At 33.2% G+C, this 22,036-nt stretch carries 17 protein-coding genes; 5 read left to right on the top strand and 12 right to left on the bottom strand.

Annotated elements, in window-relative coordinates; all coding sequences use genetic code 11:
• Window positions 1-35: 35 nt before the first annotated feature.
• From LNQ49_RS04240 to LNQ49_RS04255, 4 genes are read right to left on the bottom strand one after another with little or no spacing between them, the layout of a single operon-like run.
• Window positions 36-749 carry an endonuclease/exonuclease/phosphatase family protein gene (locus LNQ49_RS04240; RefSeq protein ID WP_229987474.1) on the bottom strand — a complete coding sequence of 238 codons (714 nt, stop codon included), beginning with the start codon at window positions 747-749 and terminating at the stop codon, window positions 36-38.
• Between the two features lie 7 nt (window positions 750-756).
• Window positions 757-1,200, bottom strand: coding sequence for a GNAT family N-acetyltransferase (locus LNQ49_RS04245; RefSeq protein WP_229987475.1), 444 nt, complete (start codon window positions 1,198-1,200; stop codon window positions 757-759).
• Window positions 1,201-1,211: 11 nt separating this feature from the next.
• Window positions 1,212-1,628 carry an NIPSNAP family protein gene (locus LNQ49_RS04250; RefSeq protein ID WP_229987476.1) on the bottom strand — a complete coding sequence of 139 codons (417 nt, stop codon included), beginning with the start codon at window positions 1,626-1,628 and terminating at the stop codon, window positions 1,212-1,214.
• An 11-nt stretch (window positions 1,629-1,639) separates the two neighbouring features.
• Window positions 1,640-2,206, bottom strand: coding sequence for a DUF4256 domain-containing protein (locus LNQ49_RS04255; protein WP_229987477.1), 567 nt, complete (start codon window positions 2,204-2,206; stop codon window positions 1,640-1,642).
• A 295-nt stretch (window positions 2,207-2,501) separates the two neighbouring features.
• Between LNQ49_RS04255 and dnaX the strand changes: the two genes are divergently transcribed.
• Window positions 2,502-3,587 carry a DNA polymerase III subunit gamma/tau gene (dnaX, locus tag LNQ49_RS04260; RefSeq protein WP_229987478.1) on the top strand — a complete coding sequence of 362 codons (1,086 nt, stop codon included), beginning with the start codon at window positions 2,502-2,504 and terminating at the stop codon, window positions 3,585-3,587.
• 13 nt (window positions 3,588-3,600) lie between these two features.
• Here dnaX and LNQ49_RS04265 read toward each other — a convergent pair whose 3' ends face one another.
• Entirely contained in the window at window positions 3,601-3,801 is a 201-nt protein-coding gene (locus tag LNQ49_RS04265; protein ID WP_229987479.1) for a hypothetical protein, read from the bottom strand.
• Between the two features lie 79 nt (window positions 3,802-3,880).
• Between LNQ49_RS04265 and LNQ49_RS04270 the strand changes: the two genes are divergently transcribed.
• The gene (locus LNQ49_RS04270) at window positions 3,881-4,225 is read left to right on the top strand and encodes a DNA polymerase III (protein WP_229987480.1); all 345 of its coding nucleotides are present in this window, start codon (window positions 3,881-3,883) and stop codon (window positions 4,223-4,225) included.
• 2 nt (window positions 4,226-4,227) lie between these two features.
• On the opposite strand, the gene LNQ49_RS04275 is transcribed toward LNQ49_RS04270, so the two are convergent.
• The 7 genes from LNQ49_RS04275 to LNQ49_RS04305 all read right to left on the bottom strand — a co-directional run bounded on the left by LNQ49_RS04275 (window position 4,228) and on the right by LNQ49_RS04305 (window position 10,634).
• Window positions 4,228-4,806: an NAD(P)H-dependent oxidoreductase gene (locus LNQ49_RS04275; RefSeq protein ID WP_229987481.1), complete on the bottom strand. Its 579-nt coding sequence runs from the start codon at window positions 4,804-4,806 to the stop codon at window positions 4,228-4,230.
• Window positions 4,807-4,812: 6 nt separating this feature from the next.
• Window positions 4,813-5,841, bottom strand: coding sequence for a saccharopine dehydrogenase family protein (locus LNQ49_RS04280; RefSeq protein WP_229987482.1), 1,029 nt, complete (start codon window positions 5,839-5,841; stop codon window positions 4,813-4,815).
• A gap of 62 nt (window positions 5,842-5,903) precedes the next feature.
• Complete coding sequence (locus LNQ49_RS04285) at window positions 5,904-6,464, bottom strand: Crp/Fnr family transcriptional regulator (RefSeq protein WP_229987483.1); 561 nt, start codon at window positions 6,462-6,464, stop codon at window positions 5,904-5,906.
• Window positions 6,465-6,507: 43 nt separating this feature from the next.
• Window positions 6,508-7,104, bottom strand: a complete 597-nt coding sequence (locus LNQ49_RS04290) for a TMEM175 family protein (protein ID WP_229987484.1) — start codon at window positions 7,102-7,104, stop codon at window positions 6,508-6,510.
• A 22-nt stretch (window positions 7,105-7,126) separates the two neighbouring features.
• Window positions 7,127-8,017 carry a Ppx/GppA phosphatase family protein gene (locus LNQ49_RS04295; protein ID WP_229987485.1) on the bottom strand — a complete coding sequence of 297 codons (891 nt, stop codon included), beginning with the start codon at window positions 8,015-8,017 and terminating at the stop codon, window positions 7,127-7,129.
• A gap of 56 nt (window positions 8,018-8,073) precedes the next feature.
• Complete coding sequence (gene ppk1 / locus LNQ49_RS04300) at window positions 8,074-10,152, bottom strand: polyphosphate kinase 1 (RefSeq protein ID WP_229987486.1); 2,079 nt, start codon at window positions 10,150-10,152, stop codon at window positions 8,074-8,076.
• Window positions 10,149-10,634: a SixA phosphatase family protein gene (locus LNQ49_RS04305; protein WP_229987487.1), complete on the bottom strand. Its 486-nt coding sequence runs from the start codon at window positions 10,632-10,634 to the stop codon at window positions 10,149-10,151. Before LNQ49_RS04305 ends, ppk1 begins: the two co-directional genes overlap by 4 nt.
• A 796-nt stretch (window positions 10,635-11,430) precedes the next feature.
• Between LNQ49_RS04305 and LNQ49_RS04310 the strand changes: the two genes are divergently transcribed.
• The 3 genes from LNQ49_RS04310 to LNQ49_RS04320 all read left to right on the top strand — a co-directional run bounded on the left by LNQ49_RS04310 (window position 11,431) and on the right by LNQ49_RS04320 (window position 21,795).
• Window positions 11,431-18,771: an HYR-like domain-containing protein gene (locus LNQ49_RS04310; protein ID WP_229987488.1), complete on the top strand. Its 7,341-nt coding sequence runs from the start codon at window positions 11,431-11,433 to the stop codon at window positions 18,769-18,771.
• 157 nt (window positions 18,772-18,928) lie between these two features.
• On the top strand, window positions 18,929-19,846 hold the full coding sequence (locus tag LNQ49_RS04315) for a PorP/SprF family type IX secretion system membrane protein (protein ID WP_229987242.1): 918 nt from the start codon (window positions 18,929-18,931) through the stop codon (window positions 19,844-19,846).
• Between the two features lie 11 nt (window positions 19,847-19,857).
• Window positions 19,858-21,795 carry an OmpA family protein gene (locus LNQ49_RS04320; RefSeq protein WP_229987489.1) on the top strand — a complete coding sequence of 646 codons (1,938 nt, stop codon included), beginning with the start codon at window positions 19,858-19,860 and terminating at the stop codon, window positions 21,793-21,795.
• Window positions 21,796-22,036: the final 241 nt, after the last annotated feature.

The following is a 22,036-nucleotide window of genomic DNA, read 5'->3' on the forward strand; positions in this document are numbered from 1 at the left end:
TTTATTTTTCTTTAATACAAATACAACATAACAACTTATATCCTAAACTTAACAATCAAAGGTTTATGATCGCTATACATTTTCCAATCTTCATAACTTCCAACTTCAACGCTTTCTAAAACTTCTATAAAATCATTAGAAGCGAAACAATAGTCAAGATGAAACGGCTTATTTTCATGTCGATACAAAAATAAAGTTGGATGCATTTCTTTTCCTTGTTCTTGATTATAGAATTTATGGTAAACACTAAATATGTTTTTCTCAGCCAATTTACTTACAACTTCAGAATGATTTCCAACTCTTCGAGGTTTGTCCCAAATAGTATTACTATTAAAATCTCCAATTAAAATAGTTTTAGTATTCGAAAGCAATTTTCCGTAGTAATTAATCGCTTTCCAAACCTGCGTTACATACTGTCCGTCTTTATCCTGAGGATTATTTGCCCAGATAGCAAACAAAGTAAAATCAATTTTTCCTTTAGTCACAGTAATTGGCAATACGTTTTTAAAATCAGGATTATGACAATCAATAAGCTCAAAACGGTAATCGCTATAAGAAAAAACTCCAAGTCCTTTATTTTGGTTTGTCCCATACCAAAGCATATCTGTAGGCACTGGAACATCTTTACCAAATTTCAATCGTTCAATATTCTCACATTCAGGAATTACGAGAATATCTGGTTGATGCACCAGTATAAACTCCGCTTTTTTTCTGAAAGCCATATTACAATTCCAAGTTATGATTTTCATTTTACTATTATTCTATTTCCTTATTCAGTTCAAACAAAATATAAGTTCCATTTTCATTATCATTTCTCGCTTTCTCGATAAAACCCATTTTCTTATAAAATTCTACTGCGCCAATATTTTTCTCCACACACTTTAGCATAACAGGAAATGTTGTTTTTTCTAAAGCAGCTTTCAAAAGTTTTTTTCCAATTCCGTGTTTATGAAATGATTCATCAATATATAAATGGTGAATAAAATTATCCCGCATCCAAACGGAAATAAATCCGATTACTTTTTCATTATTCAAAGCTGTCAGGATATATTCGCCTTTAGTTTCTTTATCAAAATCCAATAAATCAAATGTTGCTGGGTTTGCCCAGACGAACGTATCTTTACGAACTTTCAAGAATAATTCACGCAAAGAATCTAAATCACTCTTTCTGAATTCGATAATCTTTATTTTGTCAATCATATTCTAAATTACTAATTTGGAGAATAACTCATTTTTGTCATAACACGGTCTTCAATGTTACCAACTAACTCTCCAAATTTTGCACTGGTCTGCTTTTTAATTTCTATCCATTCTTTATCCGCTCGCAATTGCTCCCAAGCTTTTTTCATTGTAGCCTCATCAGCCCACTCTAGAGTATAAACGAATTCCGTTTTCTTATCTGATTTTGATTCCCAAATAGAGCAAATTTTAAAATTATATTTTTTCATAATACGCATGGCATGCTCACGAAACCTATCATGAAACGCATTCTTGTTATTTTCAAATATTTCATAAACACGTAACTCATAAATAATTTTCACTTTCTCATTACCTGTTTCATTTATAGCTGTTTGTGCTTTCATAGCAAATGTTGTAAATAATAATAAAATCAGAAATTTCAGTTTCATAAATAATAATTTTAAATCCTTAAAGACCCACGAAATCCTCTAACAGCATAATAAGAATCTGCGCCGTTGTGATACACAAAAACAGTATTATAACGAAAATCTGAAAAAAGAGCTCCTCCTAGTTTTCTTATATCTGATGGTGTTATTATCCAACTTGATGTCTTTGTGTCAAATTTCCCAAGTTGCTGTAGCTCTCGATATTCTTTTTCAGTCAAAAGCTCAACTCCCATACTAGCAGCCATATTAATAGCACTGTCTTTTGGCTTATTTTCTTTCCTTTTTTCTAGTGCTTCATGGTCATAACAAATACTTCTACGCCCTTTAGGACTTTCAGCTGAACAATCATAAAAAATATATTCATCTGTTATCTTATCATAACCAACAACATCTGGTTCTCCTTCTGTTATTTCCATTTCATTGAGTGACCATAATTTTTCGGGATTAGCTTCTAATTTCGCTTGTACTTTCCCCCATTCAATAGCTTCATGACGACTCTTATTTTTCTCAAAACGAGTTTTCAATATCTGGAGCAGTGACGAAATTTGTTCTGGTGATAACTCTTTTTTATTATTTTTCATTTTATCTGTTTTTATAAAATTACTATTAAACGGTTCTTCTAAACGACTCAATTAAACAACCTTATAAAAGAATCTATTTATTTTTAGCTAAAATAATTATTTTTTTCATTACAAATTAACATTCTAAAAGTGAATAATTAATTACAAGAATGGAGTTATGTTACAAAAGCTAAACGCAACTATTAAATAGTAATTATTTAAAAATCAATAACTATTAAAACACACGAAATCTTTCAATCTTTAAATTTTTAAATCTTTAAATTATAATCTATCTTTGCTATCCAATAAACAATCTATGGAACAATTTGTAGTATCGGCTCGTAAGTATCGTCCGCAGACATTTAAAGATGTTGTGGGACAAAAAGCCATTACCAACACTTTACTAAATGCCATAGAAAGTAACCACCTTGCTTCGGCTTTATTATTTACTGGACCTCGTGGAGTTGGAAAAACTACTTGTGCACGTATTCTTGCTCGAAAAATAAATCAGCCTGGATATGATGATCCTAATGAAGATTTTGCTTTTAACGTTTTTGAACTTGATGCTGCTTCTAACAACTCTGTAGATGATATTCGTAACTTGATTGACCAAGTTCGAATTCCACCACAAACCGGACAATACAAAGTATATATTATTGACGAGGTGCATATGTTATCATCGGCAGCTTTTAATGCTTTCTTAAAGACATTAGAAGAACCGCCTAAGCATGCCATCTTTATATTAGCAACGACAGAGAAACATAAAATCATTCCAACGATTTTATCTCGTTGTCAAATTTTTGATTTTAAAAGAATCACTGTAAAAGATGCCAAAGAACATTTAGCGGACGTTGCAACAAGTCAAGGTGTCGTTTATGAAGACGATGCACTACACATTATTGCTCAAAAAGCGGATGGTGCAATGCGTGATGCTTTGTCTATTTTTGACCGAGTGGTTTCCTATTGTGGTACTAATTTAACACGTCAGGCAGTTACTGAAAACCTAAACGTTTTAGATTACGAAACATACATATCTATCACCGATTTTATCCTTGAGAATAAAATTCCAGAACTATTAATGGCGTACAATGACATTCTTTCTAAAGGATTTGATGGACATCATTTTATAGCTGGTTTAGCATCACATTTTAGAGATTTATTAGTTAGTAAAACTCCTGCAACATTATCACTTCTTGAAGTTGGTGAACAAGCGCAACAAATGTATGCTGTACAATCTCAAAAAGCGAGTCAAGAATTTCTTTTAAAAGGAATTGAAATTGCCAATGATTGTGATTTAAAATACAAACTAAGTCAGAATCAGCGCCTATTGGTTGAACTTAGTTTAATGCAATTAGCCTCTATCAACTTTGATGGAGAAAAAAAAAAGTTGACCAATACATAATACCGCCTACTTATTATAGAAATCCTACTTTCTCTATCACAGAAGTTAAAGCTCCTGCTGAAAAGAAAGAAGATACTATTGCCCCTACAGCAACTCCTAATACTGCTTCAGAACCAGTAAAACCTGAGGCTCTAGTAACTGAGGCAAAACCAGTAATTCCTAATACAGTAAAACCGGGGATTTCTGCATTTTCATTATCTAGTATTCGTGCCAAAAAAGCTTTAGAAGAAAGCAGTAAATCTTATGTAAAACCTACAACGCATTTACCTACTGAAGATTTTACTGAAACTGAAATGTTACTACAGTGGAATAAATACGCACAACGCTTAGGTGAGAAAGGATTCAAGATAATGGAATCTATATTACTTATAAACGACCCTGTTTTAAATGGAACTGCCATCACTATCGAATTACCAAATGAAGGTTCTAAACTAGATTTTGAAAAAGAACTTAATGGTTTATTAGGGCATTTAAAAGGGCATTTACACAATCATGATATTACAATTGAAGTAATTGTAAATGAGGCTATCGAAAGTAAAAGAAGCTTAAACGACCAAGATCGTTACAACCGTTTATTAGAAATAAATCCAAACATTGAACTTTTAAGAACAACATTTGGATTAGATTTACATACTTAAGCCTACTTATTTTTTAATCCAAAATTATAAACTTTCGTCAGCCATTTTTCTCTTTGGTCGCTCTTAGCTGTTTTAATAACACCAATATAACTGACTTTTACTGGCTTTACACCACAAAATTCCAAAGTTGACTTACGCAATTGATTAACACTTGGTCTTCCAAAAAACAATCTATAATACCAACCTGGTTGATCTAAAGTGGTAATAATATGAGCTGTTTTACCCTTTAGTAGTTTATCCCAAAAAATTGAATTTTCACGATATTGAAATGCCATTCCTGGCAAAAAAAGACGATCTAAAAATCCTTTGGTAATTGCGGGTAAACCTCCCCACCAAACGGGATGAATCCAAACCAAATGGTCTGCTCTTTTTATTTTTTCCCAAGATTCTAATAAATCTGGTTCTAATTCAGTTCTTTTTTGGTAACCAAATTGCAAATTAGGATTGAACTTTAAATCGGCTATTGTAATTGTCTCTACTTTTGCATTTGTTGCTAAAGCTCCTTTTTTATAAGCTTCTGCTAAAGCAAAATTAAAACTTGCGGGGTTAGGGTGTCCGTTGATTATGAGAATCTTTTTCATGTTTAATTAGCTTATTTTTAGATTAATTGTGCTATAACTATTTAATGCTTCATAAACTTCTTTTGAAGAATGCATTTGATGGCTAAAATAAATTCCACTTGCCAAGGTATCATCCAACATCTTTTCAATATGTAAAACTGTAGAAAATGCTGTCAATTCAGCTTGGCCTTTACTACTTTGCAGACTAATTTTTTTTGTTTTATTCTGAGTTTTAATAACGATTTCAAAAACAGCTTGATCTCCATTTCCACTTCCTCCAAACAATAACTTTCTTTCTCTTAAAAACATGATATTAAAAATCTTTAGCGACTGAAAATACCCCATTAAACTAGTAACAAATTTAGAATTATAGGTCATTTTAACCGAAACAGTTGGTATCTTTTCTATCTGATTTAAAATAAACAACTCTGGAACATCAAGGTTATAAACTTGACGTTTTCCTATTCCGAATGAGAAATCAAATTTTTCAGAATTTAGAAAATGCTTGGCATTTTGTGGTTTGTTATTTTTATAGACGATAAATGGCTTACACACATTTTCTGCCAAAAAATCAGCTGAGCTTTTCCCTGCCAGATCTTTTATAGAATAATAAATGAAAAGATTTGCTTCTTGAATTTTATGCTTATCTGGTTCAGCAAAATCCATCAAACTCCCTACAATTCCTCCCATCCAACCTGAACCAAAAACAATATGACTCTTTACATTTTTCTCATTTGCCTTAGCTAAATCATAAGCAGCCGTTAAATCTGGGGTAGGTTTTGTAATATCAATATAATCTATCTTGTTTTGTATTGCAAATTGTAAAACTTCATTATTACTATCTTTTGTGCACAATACAATTAGATCAATTTTATTATGTTTGATACTATCAAAAGTTTGTGGATTAGTAACATCAATAACCAAATCATTGGCAGTATTCCCTAATTGGCGACTACCAACAAACAAATTATAGTTAGGGTTTCTTCCTTGAAATATGCGCAGTATAACCTTACCTACTAATCCTGTCCCTCCGATTACTAAAATATTTTTTCTCATTATTATATATTGTTTTTAGCAAATATAACAACGAGATATCCCTCAGGAACTAGACAAATGTCCTATAAAATGGCTTTTCGAATACGGCTTAGATGCCTTGGAGTAACTCCTAGAAAAGAAGCTAAATATTGCAACGGAATTAGCTGAATATAGTTGGGGTGATTTTTAAAAAGTGTTTCATAACGTTCTTTACCTGTAAATTTCTGAAAAGATAAAATTCGTTGTTCTAAATTAATATATTGTAGTTCTGCTAATACTCGCCCTACTTTTTGCCAATAAATATTGTTTTCATATAGACTCTCAATACTAGCATGGCTTATTACTTCGAGTTCTGTATCAAATAATGCTTGAATATTTTCTTGAGTCGGTTTTTGAGTAATAAAGCTAGCAAAAGCGGCCATAAATTCATCCTCAAATGTAATGCAGTTTGTAATTTCCTCTCCTTCATTGTTGATATAAAATGAGCGTAAGGCACCCGATTTTATCAAAACAATTTCTTTGGATATTTGTGTCTCCTGAATTAAAAAATCTCCCTTTCTTAGTTTCTTTTTGGTGATTAAACTATCCAGTTTATCTAATTCATCTAGAGGCAAAATCTGAAGAGATTGGAATATTGATTTCATTGTATTTTATTATAAATAAAGCCCACATTACAAGAGATCTATCTTAAGAATCAATTGCTTTTTCGGCAGAATTAAAAATTTTCTCTATTCTTTTATCTGGAATTAACCATAAGAAAGCCACTATCAAATAGCAAGCACCTGAAATCCATTCAGTATAAAAAGAAGAAACTATTCCTATAAAGTATAAAACTATTGACACTTTCCCTTTCAAATCTTTTCCTAATGCTTTGGTTAAAGCTGAGTCTTTCCCTTCGTTTAAGGTAATATACTTTTGAAGTATATTATAGGCAATTGCACAAAGCATTAAAATAATTCCATATAATGCCAGTGAAGCTTTTGCAAAATTATGCTCTCCCATCCATCCTGTTGAAACTGGAATAAGCGATAACCAAAAAAGCAAATGCAAATTAGCCCAAAGAATTTTCCCATTTACTTTTGACAATCCATGTAATAAATAATGGTGGTTGTTCCAGTAAATCCCAACGTAAATAAAACTTAATATATAACTTAAAAACTTAGGGATTAGAGGAATTAAGTCTCTAAAACTTTCTTTCTCCGGAACTTTTATTTCAAGAATCATTATGGTAATTATAATTGCCAAAACGCCATCACTGAATGCCTCTAATCTCGTTTTATTCATAAATTATTTAGTTTTAAGTTTATTATATCTTTCCATAATACATTGCTTTCACAATACCATCAGAAAGACCTATTTTGGGAACATAAATTTGTCGTGCTCCACTCCATTTCATTGCATTAAGATAAATTCTCGTTGCTGGAATAATAACATCGGCACGATCGGGATTAAGTCCTAATTCAGCAATTCTCTGATCGTATGTTAGAGAATTTAAAAAAGCGTATTGTGAGTTCACATAAATGTATGACAATGGCTTTTCCTGTTGCTTACCCGACATTTTAAACAATTTATTAATGTTTCCTCCTGATCCTATAAGCGTTACTTCTTCGTATTCTTCTGTATTTGTTTTAATCCATTTTTCAATTTCATCCCATACAACATCGCAAACCATACCATTTAACAATCGTACTGTTCCTGCTTTGAATGACCTTGAAGTAACCATTTTTCCATTAGAGAATAGAGTAAATTCAGTACTTCCACCACCAACATCTACGAAAAGATACGTCTGATCTGTTTTTAATAAATGATGTAAATCTGTTGAAGCAATGATAGCAGCTTCTTTTTTACCATCAATGATTTCAATTTTTATATCTGCTTTCTTCTTAATCAACGCTACTACTTCCTTACCGTTATAAGCTTCTCTCATTGCCGAAGTAGCAAATGCCATATAACGCTCTACTTTATGTACTTTCATCAAAAGATTAAATGCTTTCATTGCATCACACATTCTTTCGATATTTTCTTCAGATATTTCACCAACTGTAAAGGCATCCTGACCTAAACGAATTGGCACACGTACTAGGGAACTTTTATTAAATTGAGGTTCCTTACCCTCTTGTTCTACAACATTGGAAATTAACAATCGCATGGCATTTGATCCAATATCGATTGCTCCATATTTTTTTATTTTAATCATTCTCGCTTATGATTTGAAATTAAGTCTCTTGATATAAAAGGCCATTCATGTATGCTTTAAACAACCTCTTCTATAGCATTTACTTTGTTTTGATAATATTTGTATGTTTCTAATTGTGCTCTAAATACAGCATGGTGATTTCTAGCTTTGTATTTATTATCTAATTTATAAGAATGGAAACGCACTTTTACATTTCCTTTCCAAGCAATATTAAAGTTATCTATTAACTCATTTTTAATTGCTTGATCATAAATTGGACAAGTTACTTCAACTCTTCCATCAAGATTTCTTGTCATAAAATCTGCTGATGATATATATACCTCACTCAACCCTGCATTACCAAAAATATAAACTCTTGAATGCTCCAGATAGTTGTCGACTATACTTATAGCTTCTATATTTTCGCTCATTCCTGGAATTCCTGGAATCAGAGAACAAATTCCTCTTACTTGCAATTGTATTTTCACTCCTGCATTACTAGCTTCATATAGTTTATCTATCATCTTAAAATCTGACAAACTATTCATTTTAAGCTTTATGTATGTTTTACGACCTGCCAAAGCATGTAAAATTTCTCGATCTATTAACTTTACAAATTTGGATCTTGTATAATGTGGCGATACAATTAAATGCTTGTAACGATGAACTCTATAATTGATATCAAAGAATTCAAATATCTTGGATATATCTTTTAGGATTTGCTGATGACTGGTAAACAATGTAACATCTGTATAAATCTTAGCCGTTGATTCATTGAAATTTCCTGTTGAAATAAACCCATATCTTTTGGTTTTCCCCTCATCAACTCTTTCGATTACACATATTTTGCTATGTACTTTTAGCCCTTTAATTCCAAAAATAAGCTCTATCCCTTCCATTTGCATTTGCTCTGCATATGAAATATTTGAAGCTTCATCAAATCGAGCTTGTAACTCTATTTGTACTATTACTTTTTTTCCGTTTTTAGCAGCATTTATTAATGAACTAATAATTTGGGAATTTTTAGCCAAACGGTATAATGTAATCTTGATTGATGCAACTTTTGGATCCAAAGCTGCTTCTCGCAAAAACTTTGTTACGTATGAAAATGACTGATATGGTGCATTTAACAAATAATCTTTTTTACCAATTTTTTCCAAAATACTTCCTTCCATACTCAATCCTGGAATTGGCAATGGTAAATTGGTTTTATACAATAAATCGTATCTCCCCAGATTAGGGAAATTCATATAATCGCGTCGATTATGATATCTTCCTCCTGGAATAATACTATCTGTTGAAATAATTTTCATTTTTTCGAGAAAAAACTGCAAGGTATCTGGCTCTATCAATTGATCGTAAATAAAACGAACTGGCTCTCCTATTCGTCTATCCTTAACTGAGGATGCTATTTTCTCGAGCATACTTTTACTCAAATCACTATCGATATCCAATTGTGCATCACGAGTAATCTTTATCATATGTGCAGAAACACTCTTGTAATCAAAAATGGTAAAGATGCTGCTCAGATTATGCCTAATGACATCATCTATTAAAATAATATAGTTCTTATCATCATTGGATGGCAAGACTACAAATCGATTGATCGTTTTAGGAATTTCAATAACAGCATATCGAACTTCACCAGTATGATTCATCTCTAAACGTACTGCCAAATAACCTAACGTATCTTTTAAAACTGGAAATTCGGCTAAATCATTTAATATGATTGTAACCAATTCTGGACTTAGTTTCTCAATGAAGAAATTCTTTAAATATTCTTCTTGATCTTTTGTAATCTCGTTTTCGGTAATAATAAAGATATTCTCTGTTTCTAACTCAGCTTCTATATTGCTTAATATTCTCAAACTTTCTGATTGCTGTTGAATTACTATTTCAGTAATGTCTTTAACTAATTGTTGAGCAGATATCCCTCCTAAATATTTTTCACCTGAAATCCCTGAAAGACTTAATCTACGGATAGCGGCATAACGAACTCTAAAAAACTCATCTAAATTATTCGAAAAAATTCCTAAAAATCTTAATCTGTCTAAAAGTGGTACTGTAATATCGGCTGCTTCTTGTAATACTCTTGCGTTAAATGCCAGCCAACTTTTTTCTCTATCTATATATTTTTGTTCGTACACTGTATTCATTTTAAATCTTTAGGGAAAATGGTTTTTTGAGTTCTGCCTTTATCAATTTTGTCCCAACTTTCTGTATCAAATTGTAGTGATACAAAACCTGATGTAGGTACATTATCGATGAAAACATCCCCAAATTTATTAACAAAATTTGTAATAGCCTCGTTATGTCCAAAAAGAATAACACTTTCGAAAGCATTATTACACGATTTGATAACCTTTTCTAATTGTTTCTCATCAAAGGTATAAAGATCGTCTTTGTAAATGATACTTTCTATTGGATATGAAATATTTTGTGCAAAAATAAGTGCCGTTTCTACTGCCCTAGCAGCTGTACTACTCCACATCAAAAAAGTCTTAGGTAGAAATTTTGAAATACTAGCTGAAACGTTATGCGCATCATGAATTCCTTTTTTCATCAAAGGTCTATCAAAATCTTTCAAAGGTGCTTCCCAACTTGATTTTGCATGTCTGATTAATATTAAATTTTTCATATTACGGATACTATTTGTTTTACAAGGAATATATTTTCAATTTTCTGACTTGTATATACTTGTTTTTTTGATCTCTTGTAGTTTCAAAAAATTAAACTTTATGATAAAATCGCAAAAACAGTCTTGAAAATTTAGCTACAATTTACAAAAGAATTTCATAAAGACATCTCTTTTATAGAGTTTTTATATTTCAACTTTTATAGTAACAAAATATTTGCGACAAGAAATCATCATAATAAATTCTTAAAAAAACACCTACCCAATTTTGAGATCAATTTTCTCAATTATGAATATTCTTAAAATTTAACTTTTTAAGAGGTTCTAAAAATAATTACACAAAAAAACATGTACTTAATCTATGATAAATGTATTTCGTCGGGATTTTAATTTCAAAAACAAAATAGTCTAATCATCTAAATACCAAGTAGTTGAATTTATTTTTAAAAATTATTTTGAGTGAAAATTTTAAAAAAATTGCTCTAAAAAAAATAAAATTCAAAAAAAAGAGTACTCTTTTTTCAGCTTTTTTTCTTAAAAAAATACATTTCAACGAGTATTTGGGTTGTTTAAAGGAAAAAAAAATCAATTAAAAACAGACTATATAATTTTGATTATGTTAAAAAATTAAAACTTTCACAAAATATAAAGTTAAATATATGAAGGCTAGAAAAAGGAAAAACAAACAGAAGAAATCTATTCGATAGATCTTATTTCGAAACGTCCCAAAATTATATTTAAATAAAATCACAATAGGTTATCACTTTAGAGAAACAATTAATTTTTGAAATTAAAGATTATGAAAAAAATTACTTTATTAACCATTTTAGGATTATTCTTTTTTTCCGCAGGGCTATTTGCTCAAGAAAAAATTATTCCAATTAGAATTGGAAATACACCTAACCAAAGTAAATTCACTGCTAAAAAAAGTGCAAGTGTAAGCGCAGACGCTGTGCAAGCATTGGCAGTAGCAGGATCTATAGATGTTGCCAATCCAGCTGCTGGAAACAATGGATATACAGCAGATCAGCTAGTAAGAAACATATTAACTTCTGGATGTTTGATTGTTAATAATGTTAGGTTTGGATATTACCTAAAAAGTGGAAGTAACTGGAACTGGAATAATCATACTTGGTCAGCAACTGCTGGCGATAGACAACTAGGATATTATAGTAAAGGGACTTCTACATTTGCTATTGATGAAGGTCTTTTAATCTCAACAGGAAAAATAAATTCTGCTATGGGACCTAATTCTTTTACAAATAAGTCTGATGCAATGGTTAATAATGCAAGTGATCCAGATTTGACAAATATTTCTGGAGAAACAATGCATGATGCTGCCATTCTTGAATTTGATTTTATTCCAGATGGAAATCTTGTTGAATTTCAATTTGTATTTGCTTCAGAAGAATATCTTGAATATGTTAATACTGATTTTAATGATGCTTTCGGATTTTTCCTAAGTGGCCCTGGAATCACAGGTACATACACTAATAACGCAGTAAACCTTGCTCAATTACCAAACAATGATGCAGTTACAATAAACAATATACATTCTGCTGGAACTAACGTAAATAATAATGCATTTCCAGCAAAAAATGCAGCTTACTACATAAATAATCCAGCTGGAACAACAGTTATGGAATATGATGGTTTTACAACTGTTCTTACAGCTACTTATGCAGTTACTCCAGGACAAACCTATAAAATTAAAATGGCTATTGCCGATGCATCTGATCAACTTTATGATGCTGGTGTATTTTTAAAAGCAAAAAGTTTTGCAACAAACACTTTAGTAATTACAAATCCTGCTCCAGTATGTTTTCCTAATACAGTAAACCTTACTGCACCAGCTGTTACTGCTGGTAGTACTGCTGGATTAACATATACCTATTGGCAAGATGCCGCAGCTACAATTCCTTACAATACACCAACAGCAGCAACCGCTGGTACATATTACATTAAAGGAAAAAATCTTAGCTCTGGTTGTTCTGACACTAAACCAGTTGTTGTAACAGTGAGTAATGTTGTTGTGACAGAAGCTGTTGCATCACATCTTAATGTGAAATGCTTTGGAGCTGCGACGGGAGCAATTACTGTTAATAACGCTACTGGCGGAGTTGCACCTTACACTTATTCATGGAAGAAAAACGGAAGTCCATATGCAACTACTCAAAATTTAACCAACCTAACATCAGGAAGTTATGAAGTTACTGCAACTGATGCAAATGGCTGTAAAGGAACTAGCACTATTGTTATTACACAACCCTCAACTGCTCTAAGTGTTACTTTAGGCTCTAAAACAGATGTACAGTGTAACAATGATGCCACTGGCGCAATAGACATAAACGTAACAGGTGGTACTGGCGCTTATACTTATAGTTGGACAAAAGATGGAAATCCATTTGCACCAACAACACAAGATTTAACAAACATCTCCTCTGGAGCTTACAATGTAACTGTGACTGACGCTAATGGTTGTCAACAACAATTACCTATAACAATTAATAGTGGGGATTCTACTAAACCAATAGTTAATCCTTTGCCTGCTGCTTCAACTATTAATTGTCCAAATACACCAGTATTTACTCAAGCAACTGCTACCGACAATAGTGGCACTGTAACTTCTCTTACGTTTATTGATGTAAATACTCCTGGTCAATGTCCTGGCACTTACTCAATAACCAGAACATGGACAGCTAAAGATGCTTGTAATAACACCTCACTACCAGTGAGTCAAACAATTACTGTTGTAGACAATACACCTCCAACTTGGACAACTGCTTCTACTGCACTTAATGTAACATTACAATGTAGTGATGCAGCAGGATTAACAGCTGCTCAAAACCAAGCTCCTGTAGCAACTGATGCATGCTCTACTGTAACGTACACTAAAACTAGCGGAACTTTCGCAGTTTCTCCAACTTGTGCCAATGCAGGAACTTATACTAATACTTGGATTGCTAAAGATGTATGTAACAACTCTTCTACCACTTTTACTCAAGTAATCACTATACAAGATACTACACCTCCTACTTGGACTACTGCACCAACAGCGCTTAATGTAACATTACAATGTAGTGATACTGCTGGTTTAACAGCTGCCCAAGCTAGTACACCTGTAGCTACTGATTCTTGTAGTGGAACTGTAACCTATACTAAAACTAGTGGAACTTTCGCGGTTTCTCCAACTTGTGCTAATGCAGGGACTTATACTAATACTTGGATTGCTAAAGATGTATGTAACAACTCTTCTTCAATTTTTACTCAAGTAATCACAATTCAAGATACTACACCTCCTACTTGGACTACTGCACCAACAGCTCTTAATGTAACATTACAATGTAGTGATGCTGCTGGTTTAACAGCTGCCCAAGCAAGTACGCCTGTAGCTACTGATTCTTGTAGTGGAACTGTAACCTACACTAAAACTAGCGGAACTTTCGCAGTTTCTCCAACTTGTGCCAATGCAGGAACTTATACTAATACTTGGATTGCTAAAGATGTATGTAACAACTCTTCTTCAATTTTCACTCAAGTAATCACAATTCAAGATACTACACCTCCTACTTGGACTACTGCACCAACAGCTCTTAATGTAACATTACAATGTAGTGATACTGCTGGTTTAACAGCTGCTCAAGCAAGTACACCTGTAGCTACTGATTCTTGTAGTGGAACTGTAACCTATACTAAAACTAGCGGAACTTTCGCAGTTTCTCCAACTTGTGCCAATGCAGGAACTTATACTAATACTTGGATTGCTAAAGATGTATGCAACAACTCTTCTACAATTTTCACTCAAGTAATCACTATACAAGATACTACACCTCCTACTTGGACTACTGCACCAACAGCGCTTAATGTAACATTACAATGTAGTGATGCTGCTGGTTTAACAGCTGCTCAAGCTAGTACACCTGTAGCTACTGATTCTTGTAGTGGAACTGTAACATACACTAAAACTAGCGGAACTTTCGCAGTTTCTCCAACTTGTGCCAATGCAGGAACTTATACTAATACTTGGATTGCTAAAGATGTATGTAACAACTCTTCTACAATTTTTACTCAAGTAATCACTATACAAGATACCACACCTCCTACTTGGACTACTGCACCAACAGCGCTTAATGTAACATTACAATGTAGTGATACTGCTGGTTTAACAGCTGCCCAAGCAAGTACGCCTGTAGCTACTGATTCTTGTAGTGGAACTGTAACCTATACTAAAACTAGCGGAACTTTCGCAGTTTCTCCAACTTGTGCCAATGCAGGAACTTATACTAATACTTGGATTGCTAAAGATGTATGTAACAACTCTTCTTCAATTTTTACTCAAGTAATCACAATTCAAGATACTACACCTCCTACTTGGACTACTGCACCAACAGCGCTTAATGTAACATTACAATGTAGTGATACTGCTGGTTTAACAGCTGCTCAAGCTAGTACGCCTGTAGCTACTGATTCTTGTAGTGGAACTGTAACCTATACTAAAACTAGCGGAACTTTCGCAGTTTCTCCAACTTGTGCCAATGCAGGAACTTATACTAATACTTGGATTGCTAAAGATGTATGTAACAACTCTTCTACAATTTTTACTCAAGTAATCACTATACAAGATACTACACCTCCTACTTGGACTACTGCACCAACAGCGCTTAATGTAACATTACAATGTAGTGATACTGCTGGTTTAACTGCTGCTCAAGCTAGTACGCCTGTAGCTACTGATTCTTGTAGTGGAACTGTAACCTATACTAAAACTAGTGGAACTTTCGCAGTTTCTCCAACTTGTGCCAATGCAGGAACTTATACTAATACTTGGATTGCTAAAGATGTATGTAACAACTCTTCTACAATTTTTACTCAAGTAATCACTATACAAGATACTACACCTCCTACTTGGACTACTGCGCCAACAGCGCTTAATGTAACATTACAATGTAGTGATACTGCTGGTTTAAATACTGCTCAAGCTAGTGCGCCTGTAGCAACTGATAATTGTAGTGGAACCGTTACTTATACTAAAACTAGTGGTGTTTTCCAAAGAGGAGCATGTGGAAGCACAGGTACCTATACTAATACTTGGATTGCTAAAGATGTATGTAACAATACTTCATCAATCTTTACACAAGTAATAACTGTTCAAGATACTGCTATTCCTACTTGGATTACAGCGCCAACAGCGCTTAATGTAACATTACAATGTAGTGATACTGCTGGTTTAACAGCTGCGCAAAATCAAGCACCAACTGCAACTGCAAATTGTTCAATAGTAACTTACACTAAAACAAGTGGTCAATTTTTGCCATCACAATCATGTTCTAATGCAGGTACTTATACTAATACTTGGGTTGCTAAAGATGATTGTGGAAATACTACAGCTACTTTCACTCAAGTGATTACTATCGAAGATACTACTAAACCAACTTGGACAACTGCTCCAACTGCTCTTAATGTAACTTTACAATGTAGTGATGCTTCTGGTTTGACTACTGCACAAACTAGCACTCCTATTGCAACTGATAATTGTGATAGTGATGTAACCAATATTGTGAAAGTAAGTGGTCAGTTTGTAGCTTCTCAATCTTGCGGCAACTCTGGAACATATACTAACACATGGACTGTTACTGATAATTGTGGTAACCTATCTGATACCTTCACACAAGTGATAACTATCGAAGATACTACTAAACCAACTTGGACAACTGCTCCAACTGCTCTTAATGTAACTTTACAATGTAGTGATGCTTCTGGTTTGACTACTGCACAAACTAGCACTCCTATTGCAACTGATAATTGCGATAGTGATGTAACCAATATTGTGAAAGTAAGTGGTCAGTTTGTAGCTTCTGAGTCTTGCGGCAACTCTGGAACATATACTAACACATGGACTGTTACTGATAATTGTGGTAACCTATCTGATACCTTCACACAAGTGATTACTATCGAAGATACTACTAAACCAACTTGGACAACTGCTCCAACTGCTCTTAATGTAACTTTACAATGTAGCGATGCTTCAGGTTTGACTACCGCACAAGCTAGCACTCCTATTGCAACTGATAATTGTGATAGTGATGTAGCCAATATTGTGAAAATAAGCGGTCAGTTTGTAGCTTCTGAGTCTTGCGGCAACTCTGGAACATATACTAACACATGGACTGTTACTGATAATTGTGGTAACCTATCTGATACCTTCACACAAGTGATAACTATCGAAGATACTACTAAACCAACTTGGACAACTGCTCCAACTGCTCTTAATGTAACTTTACAATGTAGTGATGCTTCTGGTTTGACTACTGCACAAACTAGCACTCCTATTGCAACTGATAATTGCGATAGTGATGTAGCCAATATTGTTAAAGTAAGTGGTCAGTTTGTAGCTTCTGAGTCTTGTGGTAATTCTGGTACATACACTAACACATGGACTGTTACTGATAATTGTGGTAACCTATCTGATACGTTCACTCAGGTGATTACTATCGAAGATACTACTAAACCAACTTGGACAACGGCTCCAACTGCTCTTAATGTAACTTTACAATGTAGTGATGCTTCTGGTTTGACTACTGCACAAACTAGCACTCCTATTGCAACTGATAATTGTGATAGTGATGTAGCCAATATTGTGAAAGTAAGCGGTCAGTTTGTAGCTTCTGAGTCTTGTGGTAATTCTGGAACATACACTAACACATGGACTGTTACGGATAATTGTGGTAACCTATCTGATACGTTTACGCAAGTGATAACTATCGAAGATACTACTAAACCAACTTGGACAACGGCTCCAACTGCTCTTAATGTAACTTTACAATGTAGTGATGCTTCTGGTTTGTCTACTGCGCAAGCTAGCGCTCCTGTTGCAACTGATAATTGCGATGGTAATCTTATCAATATTGTAAAAACAAGCGGTCAGTTTGTAGCTTCTGAGTCTTGTGCTAATGCAGGAACCTATACTAATACTTGGACTGTTACTGATAATTGTGGTAACTTATCTGATACATTCACACAAGTAATTACTATCGAAGACACTACTAAACCAACATTCAACCAAGAGCTTCCTGCTGATATTACTGTATCATGCGATAAAGTTCCTGAAGCTGCTACTATAACAGCATCTGATAATTGTAATGTTGATGTACCTGTAGTTTACTCTGAGGTAAAAAGTAATATCGAAAACGAATGTAGTACAAACTATACTTTGACTCGTAAATGGACCACTAGTGATTGTTCTGGTAACACCACTTCATTTACTCAAGTAATTACAGTTAAAGACACTACCCCTCCAACTGGAACTGCTCCAGCTGATATAACCAACTTGAATAGTATATCAGATATTCCTGTTGCTGATCCTAAGGCTGTAACTGATGCTGCTGATAATTGTAGCCAAACTGTAAATATAACAGTAAGTGATTCTAACAACGGAGGTACTGGTTGCGCAGGCAGCCCTTACATTTTGACAAGAACATATACCTTGTCTGATTGTGCTGGCAATACAACCATACTAGTACAAACAATAACAATTAGCCATGATGTTATAGAGCCAAGGGTGTTCTATCCTTCTCAAGCGTGTAATGCTGATGATTCAACTGTTGATTTATTTGTTCCACTGCCAAGAAATACAACTACTGTAGGTACATGGATAGATACAGATAATACTCATGCCTTACAAGGTAATACTGTTACAACTTACGGGCTTCCTGTTGGTACTTACAATTTTGAATATCAAATACAAGATGAGGTTTGTCCAAGAAGTTTATTTGTAACTCTTGCTGTGAATGATGACTGTAAAGTTCTAGCATGTGGAAACATAGTAGTTCATAATGCATTCTCCCCTAATGGTGACAGCTTCAATAATAAATTTGTTATTGATAATATAGAAGATACAACCTGTTATCCTGACAATTCTGTCGAAATATATAACCGTTGGGGAATACTTGTATTTGAAACTAGAAACTATAATAACACAACAAATGCTTTTGATGGATTCTCAAGAGGAAGAACAACTGTAAGCCAACCATCTGGTCTTCCAACAGGAACTTACTTTTATATTCTAAATTATACTTCTGTTGATGGAAACGGTGCAATTCAAACCAATAAAAAAGATGGATTTTTATATCTAACTAGATAATCAAAAAACAACACAACTTACTGACAACAAATAAACTACATTGTCAGTAAGCTGTTTTTAGGAAAAAAAATCAGTATTTTTGATATACAAATGTATTGACCCACTTTTATCATAAACAAGAAAAACAATTGCAATAATAAAATAATAAATATCTACTATGAGAACAAAATTATTTTCTTTCGTTTTGATGTTTACAGCTATAGTAAGTTACGCGCAACAAGATGCACAATTTACACAATACATGTACAACACCATAAATATCAACCCTGCTTATGCTGGGTCGCGAGGAGCTCTAAGTATTTTTGGTTTATACCGTACTCAATGGGTAGGACTTGATGGTGCGCCTGAGACTAGTAGTTTTTCGGTAAATACACCAATTAACAACAGTAATTTAGGTTTAGGAGTATCATTAGTTAATGACAAAATTGGACCCACTAATGAGAATGATTTATCTGTAGACCTTTCTTATACTATACAAACATCTGTAAATTATAAACTTTCCTTTGGTATTAAAGCCACTGGTAATTTATTCAATCTAGACATCAATAAATTAAATCCAGCGGATCAAGGCGATCCTCAATTTCAGAATTTCAATAGTGTCTTTAGACCAAATATTGGAGCTGGGGTTTATTATCACTCTGATAAAGCATACATTGGTTTATCGGTACCTAACTTTATCGAAACCAATCGCTATAATGATAATGATATTGCTATTTATAAAGACAAAATCAATTATTATGTTATGGCGGGTTATGTTTTTGATTTGGATAAATATGAAGATATCAAATTTAAACCTGCTGTACTTGCCAAAGTAGTAGAAGGTGCACCATTACAAGTTGATGTTTCTGCCAATTTTATGTTCATCAATAAGTTTGTAGTTGGGATAGCCTACAGATGGAGTGCTTCATTAAGCGCTATGGTTGGATTTCAAGTTAGCGATGGACTATATATCGGATATGGTTATGATCGAGAAACTACCAACTTAAACAACTATAATTCTGGCTCGCATGAAATATTCTTGCGCTATGAATTATTCAAAAACAACGGTAAAATTACAACCCCTCGTTTCTTCTAAAAATATTTATTATGAAAAATTTTGCAATCCTATACATAACAATAATAAGTGTTTTTTCATTAAACAGTTATTCGCAACAAGGCAAAATTGCTTCTGGAGACAAGAAGTATGACAACTATGCCTATATAGATGCTATTAAAACCTATGAACGTGTAGCCGAAAAAGGATACAAATCTGTAGATATGTTCAAAAAATTAGGCAACTCCTTTTACTTTAATTCTGAATTTGAAAAGGCTGCAAGATGGTATGGTGAATTGTTTGCCATGAATACCGAGGTTGAACCTGAGTATTATTACCGATATGCACAATCATTAAAATCAACTGGAGATAATGCCAAAGCCAATCAGATACTTGATTTATTTAATCAAAAATCAAAAAAAGATACGCGAGCCAAACTTTATCAAAATGACAAAGATTATCTGGAGCAAATCAAAGAAAACTCTGGACGTTATAAAATTGAAGATGCTGGTGTTAATAGCAAATACTCTGATTATGGAACGGCTTTTTATCTTAACAAAATAGTCTTTGCATCGGCTAGAGATACAGGTAACTTTAACCAAAGAATACACAAATGGACTGGAGAGCACTTTACGAATCTGTATCAATCTGATCTTGATGCTGATTTCAATCCAAATGCTCCAAAAAAGTTTAAATCAAAAATAAATTCTAAATTTCACGAAGCTACTCCGGTTTTTACTAAAGATGGAAAAACGGTGTATTTTACAAGAAACAATTACATTGATGGAAAAAAGGGAAAAGATGAAAATAAAATTACTTTAATAAAAATATACAAAGCTACACTGGTAAATGATAATTGGGATAATATAATGGAGGTTCCTTTTAACAGCAACAATTACAGTACGGCACATCCTGCACTAAGCCCAGATGAAAAAACATTATATTTTGCATCTGATATGCCAGGGACTTTTGGACAATCGGATATATATAAAGTAACAATCAATAACAATGGTGGATTTGGTCCGCCAGAAAATTTAGGACCTGAAATTAATACTGAAGGGAAAGAAACTTTTCCTTTTGTAACCGATGAAAATGAAATTTATTTCTCATCTGATGGGCGTCCCGGCCTTGGGGGCTTAGATGTATTTGTTGCTAAAATAGCAACTGATGGCTCTATAAGTAATATACAAAACGTGGGATCTGATATCAATTCTCCTCAGGATGATTTTGCCTATATTATTGATACCAAATCCCGAAGAGGATTCTTTACATCAAACAAACAAGGAGGACAAGGATCTGACGATATCTATAAATTCCTTGAAACTAGAAGATTGGCTTGTGTTCAGGAATTATATGGTACTATAACCGATTTAGCTACTGGAGAGGTTTTACCTAACGCTAAACTGACCTTATATGACAATAACTTTAATATTGTAAAAACAGGTTATTCGGATCAAAATGGAAATTATACCTTCCCTGTAGAATGTGGTTTAACATACAATCTTAGAGCCGAAAAAGAAAAATATACAACCAAGGAACAAAACGTAGTTATTTTAAAAGAAAATGGAAGAACTCAGTTATCTATTGCTCTTGAAAAATCTGAATGCGTGGTAACAATTGGTGATGATTTAGGCAAATGTTTTGGTATCAAAATGATTTACTTCGATTTAGATAAATCAAACATTCGTCAAGAAGCAGCTCTGGATTTAGAGAAAATCTTAGATGTTTTAAAACAATATCCAACTATGAAACTGGATATCCGCTCGCACACTGATAGTCGTGCAACTCATAAATACAATGAAGCTTTATCTGATAGAAGAGCTAAATCAACTATAAAATGGTTGGTTCAAAATGGTGTTGCTCCAAACAGATTAACTGGTAAAGGTTATGGAGAAACGCAGCTTGTTAATGGTTGCTCTGATGGAGTTAAATGTACCGAAGAACAACATCAAATGAACAGACGAAGCGAATTTATAATTACAGCATTATAACAAAATAAAAACCAAAGAACGTTATCTTTAAACAAATAGAAAACCAAAAACCAGTGAAATTAACTTCACTGGTTTTTGGTTTATAAACATATTCATAATCCATTAATTCCCTTTTTAAAAGACAATAAATTGATCTTAGAGTAATCATTTAAATAAAAAAAAGCTGTCAACAAGGACAGCTTTTACACTACAAATTAAATAGCCGTTATTAATAAAAATAACGGCTATTAACCTCAACTTA

This window comes from Flavobacterium pisciphilum, assembly GCF_020905345.1.
GTDB classification, from domain to species: domain Bacteria; phylum Bacteroidota; class Bacteroidia; order Flavobacteriales; family Flavobacteriaceae; genus Flavobacterium; species Flavobacterium pisciphilum.

Coding starts and splice junctions, on each gene's coding strand:
- LNQ49_RS04240 (WP_229987474.1), bottom strand. CDS start 749: ATGAAAATCATAACTTGGAATTGTAATATGGCTTTCAGAAAAAAAGCG.
- LNQ49_RS04245 (WP_229987475.1), bottom strand. CDS start 1,200: ATGATTGACAAAATAAAGATTATCGAATTCAGAAAGAGTGATTTAGAT.
- LNQ49_RS04250 (WP_229987476.1), bottom strand. CDS start 1,628: ATGAAACTGAAATTTCTGATTTTATTATTATTTACAACATTTGCTATG.
- LNQ49_RS04255 (WP_229987477.1), bottom strand. CDS start 2,206: ATGAAAAATAATAAAAAAGAGTTATCACCAGAACAAATTTCGTCACTG.
- dnaX (WP_229987478.1), top strand. CDS start 2,502: ATGGAACAATTTGTAGTATCGGCTCGTAAGTATCGTCCGCAGACATTT.
- LNQ49_RS04270 (WP_229987480.1), top strand. CDS start 3,881: ATGTTACTACAGTGGAATAAATACGCACAACGCTTAGGTGAGAAAGGA.
- LNQ49_RS04275 (WP_229987481.1), bottom strand. CDS start 4,806: ATGAAAAAGATTCTCATAATCAACGGACACCCTAACCCCGCAAGTTTT.
- LNQ49_RS04280 (WP_229987482.1), bottom strand. CDS start 5,841: ATGAGAAAAAATATTTTAGTAATCGGAGGGACAGGATTAGTAGGTAAG.
- LNQ49_RS04285 (WP_229987483.1), bottom strand. CDS start 6,464: ATGAAATCAATATTCCAATCTCTTCAGATTTTGCCTCTAGATGAATTA.
- LNQ49_RS04290 (WP_229987484.1), bottom strand. CDS start 7,104: ATGAATAAAACGAGATTAGAGGCATTCAGTGATGGCGTTTTGGCAATT.
- LNQ49_RS04295 (WP_229987485.1), bottom strand. CDS start 8,017: ATGATTAAAATAAAAAAATATGGAGCAATCGATATTGGATCAAATGCC.
- ppk1 (WP_229987486.1), bottom strand. CDS start 10,152: ATGAATACAGTGTACGAACAAAAATATATAGATAGAGAAAAAAGTTGG.
- LNQ49_RS04305 (WP_229987487.1), bottom strand. CDS start 10,634: ATGAAAAATTTAATATTAATCAGACATGCAAAATCAAGTTGGGAAGCA.
- LNQ49_RS04310 (WP_229987488.1), top strand. CDS start 11,431: ATGAAAAAAATTACTTTATTAACCATTTTAGGATTATTCTTTTTTTCC.
- LNQ49_RS04315 (WP_229987242.1), top strand. CDS start 18,929: ATGAGAACAAAATTATTTTCTTTCGTTTTGATGTTTACAGCTATAGTA.
- LNQ49_RS04320 (WP_229987489.1), top strand. CDS start 19,858: ATGAAAAATTTTGCAATCCTATACATAACAATAATAAGTGTTTTTTCA.